The organism is Streptomyces sp. 2A115 (assembly GCF_052245575.1).
GTDB lineage: Bacteria > Actinomycetota > Actinomycetes > Streptomycetales > Streptomycetaceae > Streptomyces.
In genome coordinates, this window is the sequence record NZ_JBQQCG010000067.1 from 1 (window position 1) to 16,428 (window position 16,428).

At 67.7% G+C, this 16,428-nt stretch carries 10 protein-coding genes; 8 read left to right on the forward strand and 2 right to left on the reverse strand.

Features of this window, described 5'->3' with window-relative positions:
* Positions 1-535, forward strand: a 535-nt coding sequence (locus tag ACTWQR_RS40075; RefSeq protein ID WP_443232188.1) for a hypothetical protein, incomplete at its 5' end; no start/stop codon positions are given.
* Positions 536-1,033: 498 nt separating this feature from the next.
* On the opposite strand, the gene ACTWQR_RS40080 is transcribed toward ACTWQR_RS40075, so the two are convergent.
* Positions 1,034-3,799: a Tat pathway signal protein gene (locus tag ACTWQR_RS40080; protein ID WP_443232189.1), complete on the reverse strand. Its 2,766-nt coding sequence runs from the start codon at positions 3,797-3,799 to the stop codon at positions 1,034-1,036.
* A gap of 508 nt (positions 3,800-4,307) precedes the next feature.
* Positions 4,308-7,268, reverse strand: coding sequence for a GH59 galactosidase (locus ACTWQR_RS40085; protein WP_443232190.1), 2,961 nt, complete (start codon positions 7,266-7,268; stop codon positions 4,308-4,310).
* Between the two features lie 256 nt (positions 7,269-7,524).
* On the opposite strand from ACTWQR_RS40085, the gene ACTWQR_RS40090 reads away from it, so the two are divergent.
* The 7 genes from ACTWQR_RS40090 (at position 7,525) to ACTWQR_RS40120 (ending at position 16,299) form a co-directional block, all read left to right on the forward strand.
* Positions 7,525-7,668 (forward strand): hypothetical protein, encoded by a 144-nt coding sequence (locus tag ACTWQR_RS40090; protein ID WP_443232238.1) that lies wholly within the window; start codon positions 7,525-7,527, stop codon positions 7,666-7,668.
* A gap of 236 nt (positions 7,669-7,904) precedes the next feature.
* Positions 7,905-8,942, forward strand: a complete 1,038-nt coding sequence (locus ACTWQR_RS40095; protein ID WP_443232191.1) for a LacI family DNA-binding transcriptional regulator — start codon at positions 7,905-7,907, stop codon at positions 8,940-8,942.
* Between the two features lie 117 nt (positions 8,943-9,059).
* On the forward strand, positions 9,060-10,400 hold the full coding sequence (locus tag ACTWQR_RS40100) for an ABC transporter substrate-binding protein (RefSeq protein WP_443232192.1): 1,341 nt from the start codon (positions 9,060-9,062) through the stop codon (positions 10,398-10,400).
* A 17-nt stretch (positions 10,401-10,417) separates the two neighbouring features.
* The gene (locus tag ACTWQR_RS40105; protein WP_443232193.1) at positions 10,418-11,359 is read left to right on the forward strand and encodes a carbohydrate ABC transporter permease; all 942 of its coding nucleotides are present in this window, start codon (positions 10,418-10,420) and stop codon (positions 11,357-11,359) included.
* Positions 11,356-12,243: a carbohydrate ABC transporter permease gene (locus ACTWQR_RS40110; RefSeq protein ID WP_443232194.1), complete on the forward strand. Its 888-nt coding sequence runs from the start codon at positions 11,356-11,358 to the stop codon at positions 12,241-12,243. The genes ACTWQR_RS40105 and ACTWQR_RS40110 overlap by 4 nt, the downstream gene beginning before the upstream one ends.
* 78 nt (positions 12,244-12,321) lie before the next feature.
* Entirely contained in the window at positions 12,322-13,971 is a 1,650-nt protein-coding gene (locus ACTWQR_RS40115; RefSeq protein WP_443232195.1) for an FAD-dependent oxidoreductase, read from the forward strand.
* A gap of 816 nt (positions 13,972-14,787) precedes the next feature.
* A complete protein-coding gene (locus tag ACTWQR_RS40120) occupies positions 14,788-16,299 on the forward strand; it encodes a hypothetical protein (protein ID WP_443232196.1) in 1,512 nt (503 codons plus the stop codon).
* The last annotated feature ends 129 nt before the right edge of the window (positions 16,300-16,428 follow it).

Sequence of the window (16,428 nt, forward strand, 5' to 3'; positions counted from 1 at the left end):
CTCCTTCGAGCGGGAAGACCTTGGTCGGCTTCTTCGCTCTATCAGGAGCCCCGTTGCCATGACCTGGGCTTCCCCGAAAACCCTGGATCCCCTTGACAACCGCGGATCCGCTCAAACTCCGTGGTCTTGGGGTACTTCCGTGGTGCAGGCATCGGACCTGTGTTCTCCCATCTGCCGAGGCGATCATGCCTGGCTTCAGGGCCGCTACAAAATCCGGTTCAGCTCAATCCGGGACCGCGTCCGCGAGCTGGGCCTTCCAGGGGCGGCGACGTTCTATGTGTGGCACGACGGGCAGGCCGGGCAGCTCCGGTGCTCGACCGGATCCGTGCCCCCGGATGAGTTGCCGTTCGGCGGTTCCTATGTGCTTTCCGACGATCTCGGGCGGATCATCGAGGAGTTCTTGACCGACAGTGAGCCGGGCGTCATCGCCTGGTCTGACCTGGTTGAGGTGCACAACCACTCGGAACGGACTGCGGCCGAGGCTGGGATCGTGCCCTTGCGTGTCTGGGCCAGCGGCGTCGGAGCGCCCTCATAGTGACCGGTTTGGCCTGCCCCTGCGGACGAGGCGCCGGTGGTAGATGAGGGCACTCCTTCCCTTCGGGTGACGCCTGCCAGGCCTCGGCGTCCTCCCTGCTGATCTTGCCGCCCTCGAGGTGGTTGCCCAGCCCGAGGAACATCAGGTCCCAGCCGACCCCGACCGCCCCCGGCCCGAACGGCCCCCAGAACTCCTCCGGCACCACGGCCCCGTGTTCCAGCTCGAATACCGTCCGCGCCTCGACCTCGCTGTGGAGCAGATCCTTAGGGTGATGACGAAGCCTGCGAAGAACGGCGCTCCGGCGGACGCCAGCGCCGGAGTCGGTGGCCTGAACGCAAGAGGGGGGCGGTACCTGGGCCGCCCCCCTCTTGCGTCAGCCGCGTCGGCTCACCTCGCGACCGAGACCGTCTTGGTGGCCTTGCTCACGGCAGACCCGTCCGTGTGACCGGTCCGGTGCACGACCCGCTTGATGGTGATCTTCTTGCCCTTCTGCGCCGACTACCGCGCCAGTGAGGACGCGGTAGCCGACCAGCTGCCGGGTGCTGCCGTGACCTTGGCGCCCGTCGTGGCCGTGCCGGTGGCCTTGGGGGCGGCTGTGTTCTCCAGTTCGGGCTGGGGTGTCACGGTGAAGGTGCCGCTCGAGTACGCGCAGCAGGTGGTCAGCACGCTGACGTTCCAGGTGCCGGTGGCCGCGCCGGTCAGGTCGAGGGTCGCGGTCAGTGTCCGGTTGTCCGCGGAGACCGACTGGGTGGTGGCGGTCAGGGTCTTGCCGCTCTGGGTCAGCCGTACGGTGGCGTTCGCAGGCAGCGCGGTGCCGGTCACCGTGAGCGTGACCTGGCTGCCGGCGCCCCCGGTGTCCGGGCTGACCGCGGTGACGCTCACCTTGTCCGTGCCGCACAGGGTGGAGGCGCAGGCCAGCTTGGCGCTGTAGGCGGTGTAGGACGCCTTCTCCGGCAGACCGAGCACGAACAGGCTCGGGCTGGCCGCCGAGGACGAACCGCCCGCCGCGCACTGGGCGCCGGACGGAGACAACGTGCACCCATTGCTCCAGGCGCTGTTGTACAGGGCGGGCACCGCGGTGGTGGCGGCGCCGGTGGTGTCCGTGATTTCCGCGTTGAAGCGGTCAAAACCGGCGGTGGGCAGGACCGCGCACACCGCGGTGTGCGACTCGTCGAGCGTGCCGGTGACGGGCCCGTAGCCGTAGGACACAGACGGGACCTCAGTGCACTCCGGCGCCGGGCCGTCCGCGGTCGCGAGGCGCAGGGCGTCCAGGTGGTACTCGGGTGCCGCCTTCAGTGTGGCCGGGGTCTGCACCAGGACCTGGTGGGTGGTGGACCCAGTGGCCGCGCAGGAGCGGTTGCGGAAGGAGCACTCGGCGGTTCCGTCACCGCCGAAGACGGCGATGTTGGCGGTGCCCAGCGCGTCCCGTACGTCGAGGTGGAGGACATCTGTGGCCGCGTCGGTGGTGACCTGGTGGCAGTTCAGGGCGCCGGCGTCGCCGTAGGTACCGGGGACGGACGGGCCGCCGACCTTCGCGGCGGCGGTCTTCACACAGCCCGCCGAGGAGGCGGTCGAGGTGACGTCACGCCTGGTCAGCGTGTAGGTGGCGGCCTGGTCGCGGCCGGTGACGAGCACGGTGTGGGCCGCGCCGGGGGTCAGTGGACAGAGCGTCCAGCCGTTCGTGGTGGCCGTGCGGTCGCAGACCTTCTTGCCGGTGGAGTCCAGCACCGTGGCCTTCGCCGCCACGCTGCCGGAGGTGGCGGTCAGCTGAAAGACCTCGGCGTCGGTGTGCGCGCCCGCCGGAATACTCAGGCACTGGGAGAAGACGCCGTCCCCGGTGGTCAGCGTGGCCTTGGCGCCGTCGGCCGTAAAGCTGCCTGCGGGCAGGACGGGGCAGTCGTTCGCGGCGTCGGTGCGGTAGAGGGCGATGGAGTACGGGCCCGTGGCGTCCTCCCCGCTGTCCTGGGTGTGCACCAGCGCCCGGTAGGGGGCCGTCCCGGTCAACGCGCAGTCGCCGTTGGCCAGTTCGGTCGCGTCGCACTGGGCCGTGCCGTCCTGGTCGAGGACCTCCACGTCGGCGTCCACGCCGGAGGAGGAGAGCGGGGCCAGCGCGGCGATCCTGGCGCCCTGGGGAGCGTCCAGGGTCAGGCAGTCGTACTGCCCGGCCGTGCTCAACTCACCCTTGTGCAGGCCGGTCCCGGTCGCCAGGCACCCGGCGTCGGAAGCGCGGTCGAGGACGACCAGGCCGGCTCGGGTGTCACGGAAGGGGTACGTGCCGTCGAGGACGGCCGTGTAGGTGCCCGGCGCCTCGATCCTGCACGGGTCGGCCCCGTACCGGCACACGCTCAACCCGGCCGCGTCGTACACCCGGGCCACTCCGATCTCCCGGTTCTCGCTCACGGAGTGCACGGTGTACGGGCCCGCCGCGCCGGCGGTGAAGGTGAAGCACGGGTTGGTGGTGAAGTCCTCCTGCTCCAGGGGACCGTACGGGTGGACCGGGGCGGTGGTGCAGCCCTTCGGGTCGCTGAGCCGGCGCACCTTCACCGCGTACTCGGCGGGGAAGCCGTTCTCCGCGCGCGAGACGGTGGAGATCACCCGGTAGGGGCCGTCGCCGGGCAGGACGCAGCTGTCCTCGTTGTTGTCCGGGAAGGGCTCGCAGATCCGGGCGCCGGTCGCATCGGTGATCCAGGCGAGGGAGTCGCCGTACACCTTGGAGCCGTAGGTGAGCCGGACCCGGTCGCCGCGCTCGCCCTCGAAGGGCTGGCAGTCGACCTCGACCGGGCTCATGGTCGTACGGGTGACCTCCGGCTGCTCCCAACTCGTGCCGGCCGGGTCCGCGCAGCCCCGGGTCGAGCCGAGTGGCACGAAGGTGACCGACGTGTCCTCCTCCTCCCAGCCGGTGTTGACGACCTTCAGCGTGTAGGTGCCGGCCGTGGACACCGCGCACATGCCGTGAGTGGCGTACGCGTCTCCGTAGCAGTCCACTTCGCTGCCGTCGGCGGCGAGCAGTTGCCTGGTCACCGCGTTGCCGCCGCCGTCCAGCGCCGGTGCCAGATACAGGCCGGGTGTCTCGACGGTGACGGTATAACAGACACTCGAGTCGGGCGCGACGCGCGCCTGGCCGACGGCGCCGCCCGGGTCGCCGAACGGCGCGAGCGCGAGCGGCGCGCACTCCTCGTCGGCAGCGACGGCGGGGCTCGCCCCGGTCAAGGTCAGCAGTGAGGTGAACAGTGCGGTGAGAGCGGCGAACACGGCCGATAACACGGCCGCCCGCCCCCGTCTCGCAGGCAGACAGGAGTCATTGTCCGACATGGAATCCCCTCTGGATCAGTGGTCGTTGAGGCGATCGTCGCACAGAGGTACGACACGGCACTCGTGAGTATCCAGAGGTTGAAGAAGCCGCTGTCTGGTTGAACTGCTGCCCGGCTGGGTGACCCACGCGACTGAGTGGCGCCCGGCCTCCCGCCCCGACTCTCCGGGCTGGAATCCCGCAGGCCAGGGGCGGATCAACAAGGACAGGGCGAGGGAAGCCGAACTCGTCACCTTCTCGTCCGCCACCGCTTGTGGGGCGAGATCGGTCTGACTGAGTCCCGTCCGACGGCTGCGTCAGCGGGTTCGGGGAAGCCGGGCAGGCTCAGCTGCACGGGGGCCGGTTCGGCGCCGGTCGTGGCGGAATTAAGGAGCTCGGCAGGAGCGGCGACTGACCACATCCCGTCGTCGACGGTGTCGGCCGGGAGACCGCCGGAAATGGGCGGCCTCCCGGCCGTGCCGGTCAGACCTCCTTGCGCACCAGTCCGTCGTACGCCGCGTCGAGTCGGCTGGTGATCTGCTCGGCGCCGATGGTGTCGAGGCCCTTCTGGCCGGCCACGGCAGCCCTGGCGGCGGAGCGCGCGGTGTCGAACAGGGCCCACGAGTCGGCCGTGTAGTCGGCCTGTGCCGGGCTTCCGATCCCCTTCATGGCGGTGCGGATCGGTGTCGTGTCCACAGCGCCGTCGACGTCACCGGAGAGGGCTCCGAAGGCGTCGAGCACGATCTTTCCGGATCTGAGGACGAACTTCGCCGTGTGTGCGCGGTCGGGCAGGCCGCGGAGTGTGTACGTGGCGAGGCGCTTGTCGGTGGCGGCGGTCTTCGCGCCCTTCGCGACCAACCTGTCGTCGACGTAGACGTCGAGGACGGCGCTGCCGTCGTTGCCACCGATGACGTCGATGCCCGTGCCGGAGAACGGGACGGTGACGGTCGCGCCGGCGGTGGCGCCGGTCGAGGTCGACCGGTACCAGTTCATCGCGTCGCCGAGGGAGGCGTTCCGGCTCCAGGTGCCGGTGTAGGCGACCGAGCTGTCCATGTTGTCGGTCAGCGTGGTGGCGTACGGGGTGTATCCGGCGACCTTCTCGACCTTCAGGTTGTCGAACGCGGTCGTGTGGAAGTCGCTGCCGAGCTTGACTCGGCCCCCGGTCGCGGGCGTCGGGTCCTGGTACGTGGCGACGGCCTGTCCGTCGATGTATGCGGTGACGGTCGCGCCCTTGGCCTCGACGGCGAGGCGGTAGCCGTCGGCCGCAGTGACCGTCCCGGTTCGGATCGCCGTGCCGTACTCGTAGAAGGTCCACGTCCCGGCCCGGCCGATCCCGATGCTGTACGCGGCGTCGGTCGCGGACATGCCCTTCTGCTGGCGTACGCCCAGGGTGGCGAGTCCGCCGTCGGGGTCCGGGAAGGTGACGTCGACCGAGGCCCGGTAGTTCTCCCAACGGAAGTCGCCGACCGTGGTGTTGGGGGTGTTCCGGTTCCAGGCGCCGGTGCCCTTCATGGACTGGTCCAGGTGCTGGTACAGCACGTTGTTGCCGCTCGCGTCCTTCCCGACCTCCCACGCGCCGGTCTGGTCGACCAGGTAACGGGGCTGGTTGCCACGGGACTTCAGGTACGGCTGAGACACCGTGCGCGCGCCGTTGTCCGTGCCGACCCGGACCCGGTCCTCCTCCTCGTACCCGAAGTCATCGGCGTACAGGACGGTGTCGCGGGTGTCGTGCTTCTTGCCGGCCGCGTCGGTGTCGAGCACCGTCCGGGCCGTGGACCCGGGCAGGCGCTGTTTCGTCGCCTTGTCGCCGCTGCGGTCGAGCGTGGTGAAGGTGACGATCGAGCGCGGCTGGACCGTGTAGGTGTAGTAGCCGTCGCCGTCGGGGCGTATCTCGGCGGCGAGGTGCTTGAAGTTCGCGTCGTAGGCCTGGCCCGTGTCCGCCGCGCGCGTCTCCCACACCTCCATGGTGGGAACGCCGCCGAGGCGCATGTTCTCGGCCTTGATCCGATAAGTCTTCGTCTGGTCGCTGTCGTTGACGGCGATCGTGGAGAAGTCCTTCTTCCGCGGGTCGGCCAGTGTCATGTAACTGGGCGCGCCGTTCGAGCCGTCGACGTTCTCGGTGCCGCTCACGCCGCTGTAGCTCGCCTCGGGCACGGTGCGCCAGATGCCGGCGGTGTTGGTGTCGTTTTCCCAGCCCGTCTTCGCGAACTGGGTGAAGTGCTGCATCACATACACGGCGGCGTCGTAGTGGATGTTCCCCGACCACGGGTCGCGGGCGCTGACCAGCTCCTTGTGGCTGTACTGGGCGCCCTCGTAGAAGGCTCCGATCGCGGGCTGGAAGATGTAGTGCGTCCGTTTGGAGTTGGCGTAGCTCTTCACGGAGCGGTTGGCGAGGTCGAGGGCGCTCTGCACACCGCCGATCCCGGTGCTCACGCCGCTCGGGCCCTCGGTGTTGTTGACCCGGTGGTCCGTCCAGCCGAAGGATCCGACGCCCTCGCTGTACCAGACCTCCTTGTCCTGGCCGTACGCGTTGTCGCCGGTCGCCAGCTTCGTGTAGGGCCGGTAGGTGGCGCTGTCGGGAGTGCCGTCGAGCCGGTCGTCGGTGGTGTAGTGGTAGCCCACCGCGTCGACCATGCCGAAGAGTTCGGTGTCCGTGAGCAGGGCGGGACCGATGTTCTTCGTGGTGTTCTCGTCCGAGGCGGTGATCTTGATGTCGTGGTACGCCTTCGCGGCAACCTTCTGCTGACGCTCCGTCAGGCGGTAGCGCGGGTCGGCGAAGTCCGTGTCGTTCACCAGCGCGTTCTTGTACCACTTGAGGAAGGAGATGTCCGGTTTCCGGGTCTCGTTGGTGTCCGGATTCACGTAGTCGACCATGTACCCGTACTTCTCGTACGCGTCGAGGATCGTCTCCTTGTACCACTTGTACATCTCGTCGGAGCCGGTGCCCTTGTTCCACTCGGTCTGCACCCACTGGGGCATGACCCAGCGCAGGATCGAGACCTTGAGCTTCGGGTTGACCGTCTTGGCGTCGGCGGCCAGCTGGAAACCGGGGGAGCGGGACGCGTCGGCGATTTCGTCCGCGGTGCGCATGGTCGCCGGATCGGAACCGGTCGACGTGTTCGTGTCCGAACCCATCTCGACCTTGACGTGGTTGATCAGAGGGTGCTTGCCGCCGAACAGAACCCTGATGAGCTGCCAGTATCGCTCGGGGTGTTCCGCCTTGTAGTCCATCAGCAGATTGCTCGTGCTGTTGCAGCTGAGCAGGCCGAGGCCCTTGTAGGTCAGACCGTTCACGTTGTCGGCGCGTACGTCGTTCCCGTCGACCACGACCTGAACGGGATCGTCCGCGGGGTGAGCGGCGGGTGCGGTGATCGCGCTTGCCGCCAGTGCCATGGTGGTCGCCGCGGCGAGCGACGCCCAGCTGAGTCTTCGCTGCATACCCATTCGGGGGACCGTAGGTGGCAAGCGCTTTCTACGTCAATCCCCCTGCGTTACTTGGCGATTGACGGGTCCCCGGGTGCCTACACCTGCGGAAAACGCGTCCGCCACGAAGTCGCTCACGCGGGCCTGCTCCGTGACTGCCTCGCGCCAGCGCCGTTCCCACTCCTGCGCATCGCCGCCGCACGCCGCCCAAGGCCACCGGCAGGGAGGGCAGTTGCCGGGCCGCCTTACGGAGACTGTCCCGCTTCTCCTCCAGCTCGTGGCGGTGACGGCTGGGCTGACGTTGCCGTTCAGTTCGGGGGCGGTGGAGGGGCAGGTGAACCGGATCAAGATGCTGAAGCGGCAGATGTTCGGCCGGGCGGGTCTGGACCTCCTACGCAAGCGCGTCCTCCTGGCCGCGTGACCTCGGACCGTTGCCGACGCCAACGGTGACCCTCCGTCAGTCCAGCACCAACAGTGATCCAGAACCTGAAAAAAGGCCCACGGGCGGCGGGTCAGAAGCGGCCAGTCTGCGATCTCTGTGCGGTGCGGTCGCGCGGGGCCGGGATCGACACTGCTCCGGTGTGGGTGTGACCGGAGCATTGACGTGTGAAGAGGCCTGTGGTTCCTTCTTATACGTATTAGAGAACGGAGTTGCGGGTGAAATCCAGCGGGAGGCCGAGTCAGCGGGACATCGCGCGGGTCGCGGGTGTCTCGCAGGCCGCGGTGTCGATGGTGGTGAACGGCAAGGCGGACGAGAACGGTATCGCCGAGGCCACGCAGCGCACTGTGCGTGAGGCGATGCGGAGTCTCGGCTATGTGCCTGACGTCGCCGGGCGGGCGTTGCGCGGCGGGCGCAACGGTCTGATCGGCGTTCACACCTTCGAGCGCGTTTTTCCGGTCCGGCCCGACGACTACTACCACGAGTTCCTGGTCGGCATCGAAGAGGGAGCGGTGGAGGCCGGACAGGACCTGGTGCTGTTCGCCTCCACCCAGCGGCCCGACGGAACCCGCAGCATCTACGGAGAGGGGACCAACCGGCTCCGGCTGGCCGACGGAGCGGTCATCCTCGGTCTGGAGCGCAACGACGAGGAACTGCAGCGGCTCGCGGGAGAAGGCTTCCCCTTCGTTTTCATCGGCCGTCGCGATGTGGCCGGGGCAAATGTCTCGTACGTGGCCGCCGACTATGCCGCCGCTGTCGCCGAAGTGATCGACGTCGTCGCCTCACACGGGCACCGCAGTGTGGGCTATCTGGGCAGCGAGGTGCGCAGGGGGCCGCAGCAGGAGCGGCTCGACGCGTTCCGTACGTGCTCGCGACGTGCCGGCCTTGCCGGGATCGAGCCCGCTCTCATGACGGCGGACTCGGTCACGGGCGGGTGGCTGGCGGCCGTGCTGGAGTCCGGAGTGACGGCCCTGGTCGCCGAGAGCTACGAACTGGCGAACGCCCTTGCCAGGGCGGCTGCCGAGGTGGGATGCGTTGTTCCCGGGGATCTCACCGTGGTCTGCCTCGACCTCCTTCCCGCCTCGGCGCCCGCCGCCGGGTGGAGCCATACGGCCGTACCCCGGCGCGAGATGGGAGCCAGGGCAGTGGCGATCCTCATCGGCATGCTGAACGGGGAGCTGCCCCAAGGACACCGCGAAGGCGTCGCCTGCGAAGCACTGACCCGGGACACCATCGCCCCTCCGCGCACACGCTGAACGAAGCCCACGCTCGATGAACCGCACACTGAAGCAGCCGTACGCGGACTGACCCACCCACCGGGAGCCGTCACCCCCCCACGGTCGAGCCGATCCTTATACGAATTAGGTAGGGCCATGAGAGCGACAAGAAGCAGCAGTTGGCGCACACCGGCACCCCTGGCCACGACAGCGATAGCGGCGGCCCTCGCCCTGTCGGCCTGCGGTCTGGGCAGCGGGAACTCGGGGGGAGGTAACGCCGAGGACGGTACGAACTCGATCTCGGTCTGGTTTCCCGGTACCAACCAGACCGAAATCGATCTCGTCACCAAGACCATCGTGCCGCGGTTCGAGAAGGACACCGGCGCACAGGTCAAGGTCACCTTCCTCGACTGGCCTGACCTCTCCACCAAGCTGAACGCGGCCTTCGCCGCCGACACGGCTCCGGACGTCTTCGGGCACGGACCCGCCGCGGTTGCCGATTTCGTGAAGAACGACCGGCTGGAGCCGCTCACCGGCTATGTCGCCAAGGTGAGGACCAGCGATCGCGACGACCTGAGCGCGGCGCTGCCCGGCGGCCAGGTCAATGGCACCCAGTACCTCATCCCGCTGTCGATGCAGGGAAACCTCATCGCCTATCACGCCGACGAGTTCAAGAAGGCCGGGCTCGACCCTGACCAGCCTCCCGCCACCTGGGAAGGCGTCCAGGCCGCGGCGGAGAAGCTGACCAAGCGCAGTGACGGCAAGATCACCCACGCGGGGCTCCTGCTGCCCACTCATCCGATCGGACTGCAGCAGACCTTCGCGGGCCTGCTCGGTTCGGCCGGCGGCCGACAGATCAGCGAGGACGGCAGGAAGGCGGCCTTCGACTCTCCCGAAGGCGCCAAGGCCCTGAAGTACTTTGTCGGCACCTATCAGGGCAGTTCTGCCGTGGGTAATCAACTCGGTACCAACTACCAGGACGCGCCGGTCGCGCAGCAGCCGCTCGTCACCGGTGACGCGGCGATGGCCGTGCTGGCACCGCAGGTCGCCGAGCAGGTGGTCAAGGCCAACCCCGAACGTGACATCCGCGTGATGCCGGTTCCCCGTTTCGATGGCGCGGGCGACGGTGAGGCACTGGGCGGCGCAGGCCCGGGTCTGATGATCAACAAGGACAGTGCTCACAAGGCACTGGCCTGGAAATTCATCTCCTACATGATCTCGCCGGAAACCAGCACCGAGTACACCAAGGGCATCGGAGCCATCCCGGTCCGGGCCTCGGCTGCCACCAGCGACTACGTCAAGCAGAGCCCGGTCATCCAACAGTTCATGAAGGAGGCCACTCACTTCAAGCCCAATCCCAACGTCCCGGGCTGGACCCAGATACGCGACACCCTGGCGAAGTACCTGGAGCAGGCCCTCAACAAGAAGGCCACCCCCAAGGAGGCTCTGGACCAGGCAGCGGACGAGGTCAACACCATCCTCGACTCCACTAACTGACAGGCCTGGTGAACGATATGGCGCTTCTCGCCCAGAGCCCCACCAAGCCACAGAGAACGTCCCGTACCCCGGCCCCGCCGCGCCTGCGGCTGCCACACGTCCCCCGCCGGTGGGTCGGACTGCTCTTCGTCCTCCCCGCCGCGGTGTACCTGGTCTTCTTCCAACTGGTGCCGGTGCTCTATGGGTTGATCCTCAGCTTCACCGAATACAGCCCGCTCAGCCGATCGGGTCCCAAGCCGGTGGGACTGGACAACTACACACGCCTGCTGGACAGTCCCGACTTCGGCAAGGCGCTGCTCGTCACCGGCAAGTACGTCGCGATCGTGCTGCCGATCACCGTGGTGATCGCGCTGGGTCTCGCCCTGCTGGCCAAAACATCCTTCAGGGGCGTAGGCCTGTTCCGCTCCGCCCTGTACCTGCCGCACATCGTCTCCCTCACCGCGGTCAGCATGGTATGGCTGTGGATGTACTCCCGGCACGGGCTGTTCAACGAGGTGCTCGGCCTGCTCCATCTGACGGATCAGAGCTGGCTGCTCCAGGAGGACACCGCGCTGAGCGCCGCATCGGCGATGCGGGTGTGGAAGGCGCTCGGCAGCAACATGGTGCTGCTGCTGGCCGGGTTGCAGTCGATTCCCAAGGATCTGTACGAGGCCGCGCACATGGACGGCGCCGGCCGCTGGGCCACCTTCCGCTACGTCACTCTGCCCGGGCTGCGACCGATGCTGACCTATGTGGTCGCCATGGACATCGTCTTCCTCGCCCAGGGCTTCGCCGAGATCTTCGTCCTCACCAGGGGCGGACCGCTCGGCAGCACCACCACCGTCAACTACCTGATCTACACCGAGGCGTTCCAGTACAACCGCTTCGGCAGCGCCTCCGCGATGGCCTTCGTGCTCTTCGCCTTCATCATCGGAATCTCGTTCCTGGCCATACGTGGCCTCGCGGGGAGGCGTTCATGAGCGTCATCGGCTTACGGACGCGTCGTTCCGCCTCAGGCCGGCGCAGTGGATCAGTCGTCGCGCTGGCACTCGCCGCCCTGCTCGTCCTGATCCCGTTCCTGTGGATGATCAGCATCGCCTTCACACCGGAGAAGGACGCCTTCGGCTCCATACGACTGATCCCCGAGAACCCCACAACCGGCAACTTCACCACAGCCGTCGCCGATGCCGACCTGGGCCGGGCCCTGGTCAATTCCGCTCTGGTGACGATCGTGGCGGTGGTCACCAACTGCCTCGCGGCGGTGGCGGCCGGGTACGCCTTCGCGATGCTGCCCTTCCGCGGCAGCCAACCACTGTTCTACGTACTCATCTCCACCACCGCGATCCCTGTCTCGGTAACCCTGATTCCGCTGTTCCTCATGGCCAAGTCGATGCCGCTGGCCGGAGGAAACAACCTGCTCGGCGAGGGTGGCACCGGGCTGCTCGACAGCCTCGGCGGCGTGGCACTGCCCTATCTGGTCCTGCCCATGAACATCTTCCTGGCCCGTCAGTACTTCTCCACCGCGGACCCGCATCTCGCCGAAGCGGCCCGGGTCGACGGCGCGGGGGAGTGGCGCATCTTCTGGCGCATCTACTTCCCGCTCGGCCGGCCTCTGGTCGCGGTCATCGCCATTTTCTCCTTCACCGCCGTCTGGGACGACTTCCTGTGGCCGCTGGTCGTCACCACCTCGCAGGACACCCAGACCGTCCAGCTGGCCCTGGCGAGATTCCTGGCCGGCGGAAACGTCCAGTACGGCCCCCTGATGGCCGGCGCCGTCCTGGTCACCCTGCCCGTCATCGCCGTCTTCCTGTTCAACCAGCGCAGCTTCGTCGCGGGACTGACCGACGGCAGTGTCAAGGGCTGAACTGCCGAGCCTCGGCCCGAGCCTTCCGCCCAGCAGTCCGCATTGTCCGGCAACCATCCGTTCAGGAAAGGTCTCTGCATGCCCAAGGCTGAACTCACCGACCTCGTCGTCATCGGAGGCGGGCTCGGCGGTACGGCCGCGGCGCTCACCGCCGCCCGGCTCGGACAACGAGTCATCCTGGTCGAGGCGTCCGACTGGCTCGGTGGCCAGCTCACCACGCAGGCCGTGCCACCCGACGAGCACCAGTGGATCGAATCCGGCCTGACGTCACCCAGCTACCGCGAACTGCGCCGTCTGATCCGTGACCACTACCGGCGCAACTACCCGCTCACGCCCGAGGCCGCCCGTTGGGAACACCTCAACCCCGGCTTCGGCAACGTCTCCCGGCTGTGCCACGAGCCGCGCGTGGCCGCCCTCGTCATCCAGGAAATGCTCTCACCGCTCATCGCTTCCGGCCTGCTGACCGTGCTGACCGAGCACGAAGCCGTCGGAGCCCACCGCGATGGCGAAAGAATCACCGCGGTCCTCGTACGGAGCCTGCGCACGGGCAGCGAGAGAAGCCTGCACGCCCCGCTGATGGTGGACGCCACCGAGCTGGGAGACCTGCTGGAGCTGGCCCATGTACCGCACGTCATCGGAGCCGAGAGCGCCGCCGAAACCGGTGAGTTGCACGCTGCGGAAACGGCCGACCCGCTCGACCAGCAGGCGGTCAGCTGGTGCTGCGCACTGGAGTTCCGGCACGGCGAGGACCACACCATCGACCGGCCCGAGGGCTACGGACACTGGCGCGATACTGTCGACCCGCGCTGGCCGGCCCCTCAGCTGTCCTGGGACGATGTGATCCCCGACCTGCTGACCACCCGTACCCGCCCGCTCCTCACAGCCGCCGCGACGGACGCGGAACACAGCACAGACGAGGATCTGTGGCACTACCGGCGCATCCTCGCCCGTCGCAACCTCGACCCCGCGTTCCCGGGCGGTGAGATCACCCTCGTCAACTGGCCCCAGATCGACTACTGGGAGCTGCCCCTGCTCGGGGGCGACGACGCCACGCGCCGGAGCGCCCTGGAGGGCGCGCGCAGCCTCACCCTCTCCCTGGTGCACTGGATGCAGACCGAGGCACCGCGTCCCGACGGCGGTACGGGCTATCCGGAGCTGAAGCTGCGCGGGGATGTCACCGGAACCGAGGACGGCCTGGCCAAGGAGGTCTACGTCCGTGAAGCGCGCCGTGTCAAGGCGCTGTTCACGGTCACCGAAGCCCACATCGGCCGCGAGATGCGCGGCGCGGAAGCGGGCTCCGCACACTTCGCCGACTCGGTCGGCATTGGCTACTACCGCATCGACCTGCACCCCAGCACATCCGGGCGGACCTACGTCGACATCGACTGCTTCCCCTTCCAGATCCCGCTAGGGGCCCTGCTGCCGCAGGACACCACCAATCTGCTGGCAGCCAACAAGAACATCGGCACCACCCACATCACCAACGGCGCCTACCGGCTGCACCCTGTGGAGTGGTCGATCGGCGAAGCCGTGGGAGCCCTTTCGGCGTATTGCGCACAAGCCCGCACCGAGCCACATGCCGTCCACGCCAGCCCCGGCCTGCTCAGGGACTTCCAGCGGCTGCTCACCGAGCGGCTCGGCATCACCCTCGCCTGGCCAAAGGAGATCCGGGTGCCGAGGGCCAGGCACGATTCCATTCCGAAGGAGGTGCCTGCCCATGCACGGTGACCGCACGGCCGCCACGTATCTGCCCCTGGATGAGGACTGGACACTCACCGCTCAGCGGGGCTGGCGCGGCCACTTCCCCGACCCGGCGGACCTGACCGACTGGCACTGGACCACCCAGCTCAACGAGGCCCGCCGGGGCACCATCGTGTGGCAGCTCAACGACTGCTGGCCCGCCGTCTCCTGGGCGGTAGACGGTCATGGCCGACGCAAGCCTGTCTGGCACGCACTGCGCCGGGACTGCGCGGACCGACTGGTCACCGTACAACCGGGTACCGACGGCACACCTGCGTTGGCCCTGGTGAACGACAGCGGCCAACCGTGGGACGGCGCCCTTCGCATGCGGCGTGGCGCCTTCGGCGGTGAGGTCCTGGCCACTCGGTGGGCCGAGGCCAAGCTCGCCGCCCGCGAGACGGCGACGGTCGCACTGGATCCCGCACAGGCCGACCCCCCCGACGCAACGAACCGAACTCCTCGTCGTCGACGACCCGTCGGGCGCGCTCGGAGTGCACCCACATCACCACTTCTTCGCAGAGGACATCGAACTGGCCTTGCCCACTGCCGAGTTCACCGCAACCCTGTCCCGCTCGGCCGACGGCTACGAACTCGTCGTCGAGGCTCGCACTCTGCTGCGGACCTCACCCTGCACTGGACCGGTTGGACGCCGAGGCCACCGCCGATACCGGCCTGGTCACCGTACTGCCGGGCGGCCAGGCCCGCCTCTCCGTCACCACGGCGCGCACTGAGCGCGGACGACCTTCTCGCATATCCCGTACTCACGACTGCCAATCATCTGCTCAACAGAAGGTGAGGACACCCATGCCCAAGAGATCACGGGCCAGGACACGCAGAGACGTGCTGCTGACCTTCGGTGCGCTGGCTTCGGGCGCGCTGAGCGGAATCGCTCTGCCGACGCGAGCGAATGCTGCCGTTGACGTCGGCGACATTCCCGTCGGCAGGATTCCGCCCGCCGGCTGGAAAGACACCCAGTGGCAGGACCCCGGTGGCTGGACCACCATTGACGTCACTCAGCGCGGACTGCCCGCGAACAGCAGCGGCATCGACGCCGCGGCCAAGGTCAGGGAGATACTTGTCGCCACCTCCGGCCGCCGCATTCTGTACTTCCCGCCCGGGAGGTACCACTTCACCTCTCCGCTCACGATCACGAACGGCGGAGTCATCCTCCGCGGCGCCGGGATCACCCAGACCCGGTTCCTCATCGACGCACCCGGGGCGAGCAACGCCGAGATCAAATTCAGTGGCGCCTATGCCGGCAGCCCGGTCGATGTCATCGGCTCGCCCGCCTCGGGTGCCCAGGCGATCACCGTGGCAAGCACCGTCGGGCTGAAGGCAGGCGACTGCATCGAGCTGTACCAGTCGGCCGGGCGCCTGGCCTGGGGCTACCCCATCGAGACACAGATCGTCCGCATCGCCTCCGTCAGCGGCAACACCCTCACCCTGGACATGAAGATCGGCCTGAACTATCCGGCCTCCGAACTCCCCAAGATCCGCAGGATCGCCGTGCTCCACAACAACGGCGTCGAGCAACTCCGCATCGAGCGGGTCAACCAGCCAACCCTGGAGAACGTCAACAACCTCAACTTCCACTACGTGGCCGATTCTTTCGTCCGCAACATCGAGTCGATCAAGTCCGGCCGCAGCCACATCAACCTCAACTGGTGCAAGGACATGGTCGTCGAGCGCAACTTCGTCCACGACGCCTTCGTCAAGGACACCGGGGGCTACGCCTACGGCATTGCGGTCAACGGTGCCTGCACGGGCGTCCGCGTGAGCGACAACAAACTCTGGGACCTGCGGCACAACATCCTGCTCCAGATGGGCGCCAACCACTGCGTGATCAGCTACAACTCCGTGGAAAACCCGTTCCGTTCCTACAACGACATCGCGCTGCACGCCACATACGCCTACATGAACCTCTTCGAGGGCAACCGCTTCCACGAGGGCTACGCCGACAACTCCAAGGAAGGCCAAGGCGATCTCAACGCCACCGGTCCGGGCAACACCTGGTTCCGCAACTACGCCAATAACCAGATCGGCTGCATCAACGGGGAGACCGTCCGGCAGAACCTCATCGGCAACAAGCTCAGTCTGATCCGGCTGTCCGGTTCCGATCACTACCATGGGGCCAACCTTGAAGGCACCACGCTCAAGTGGGGTTCGCTAAGTCCGAGTTCAGCCATTCCCGCCTCCCTGTACACCACAAGCAAGCCCGCGTTCCTCGGAAGCGTTTCCTGGCCCGTCTACGGACCAGGTGTCCTCGACTGGGGTGCCGCGAACACGCTCCCGGCAACGGTTCGGGCGAAACCCTGATCCTGTGTGTTGAACTTCGAACACCCCGCCCGCAGCACCCCGGACGGTTTCGACACGATCGACCTCGCCTTGGACCCCGTCCGGGGAACTGTGCGAACTCAAGGGGGAGAGCCCTGAAACAGCCCCGTC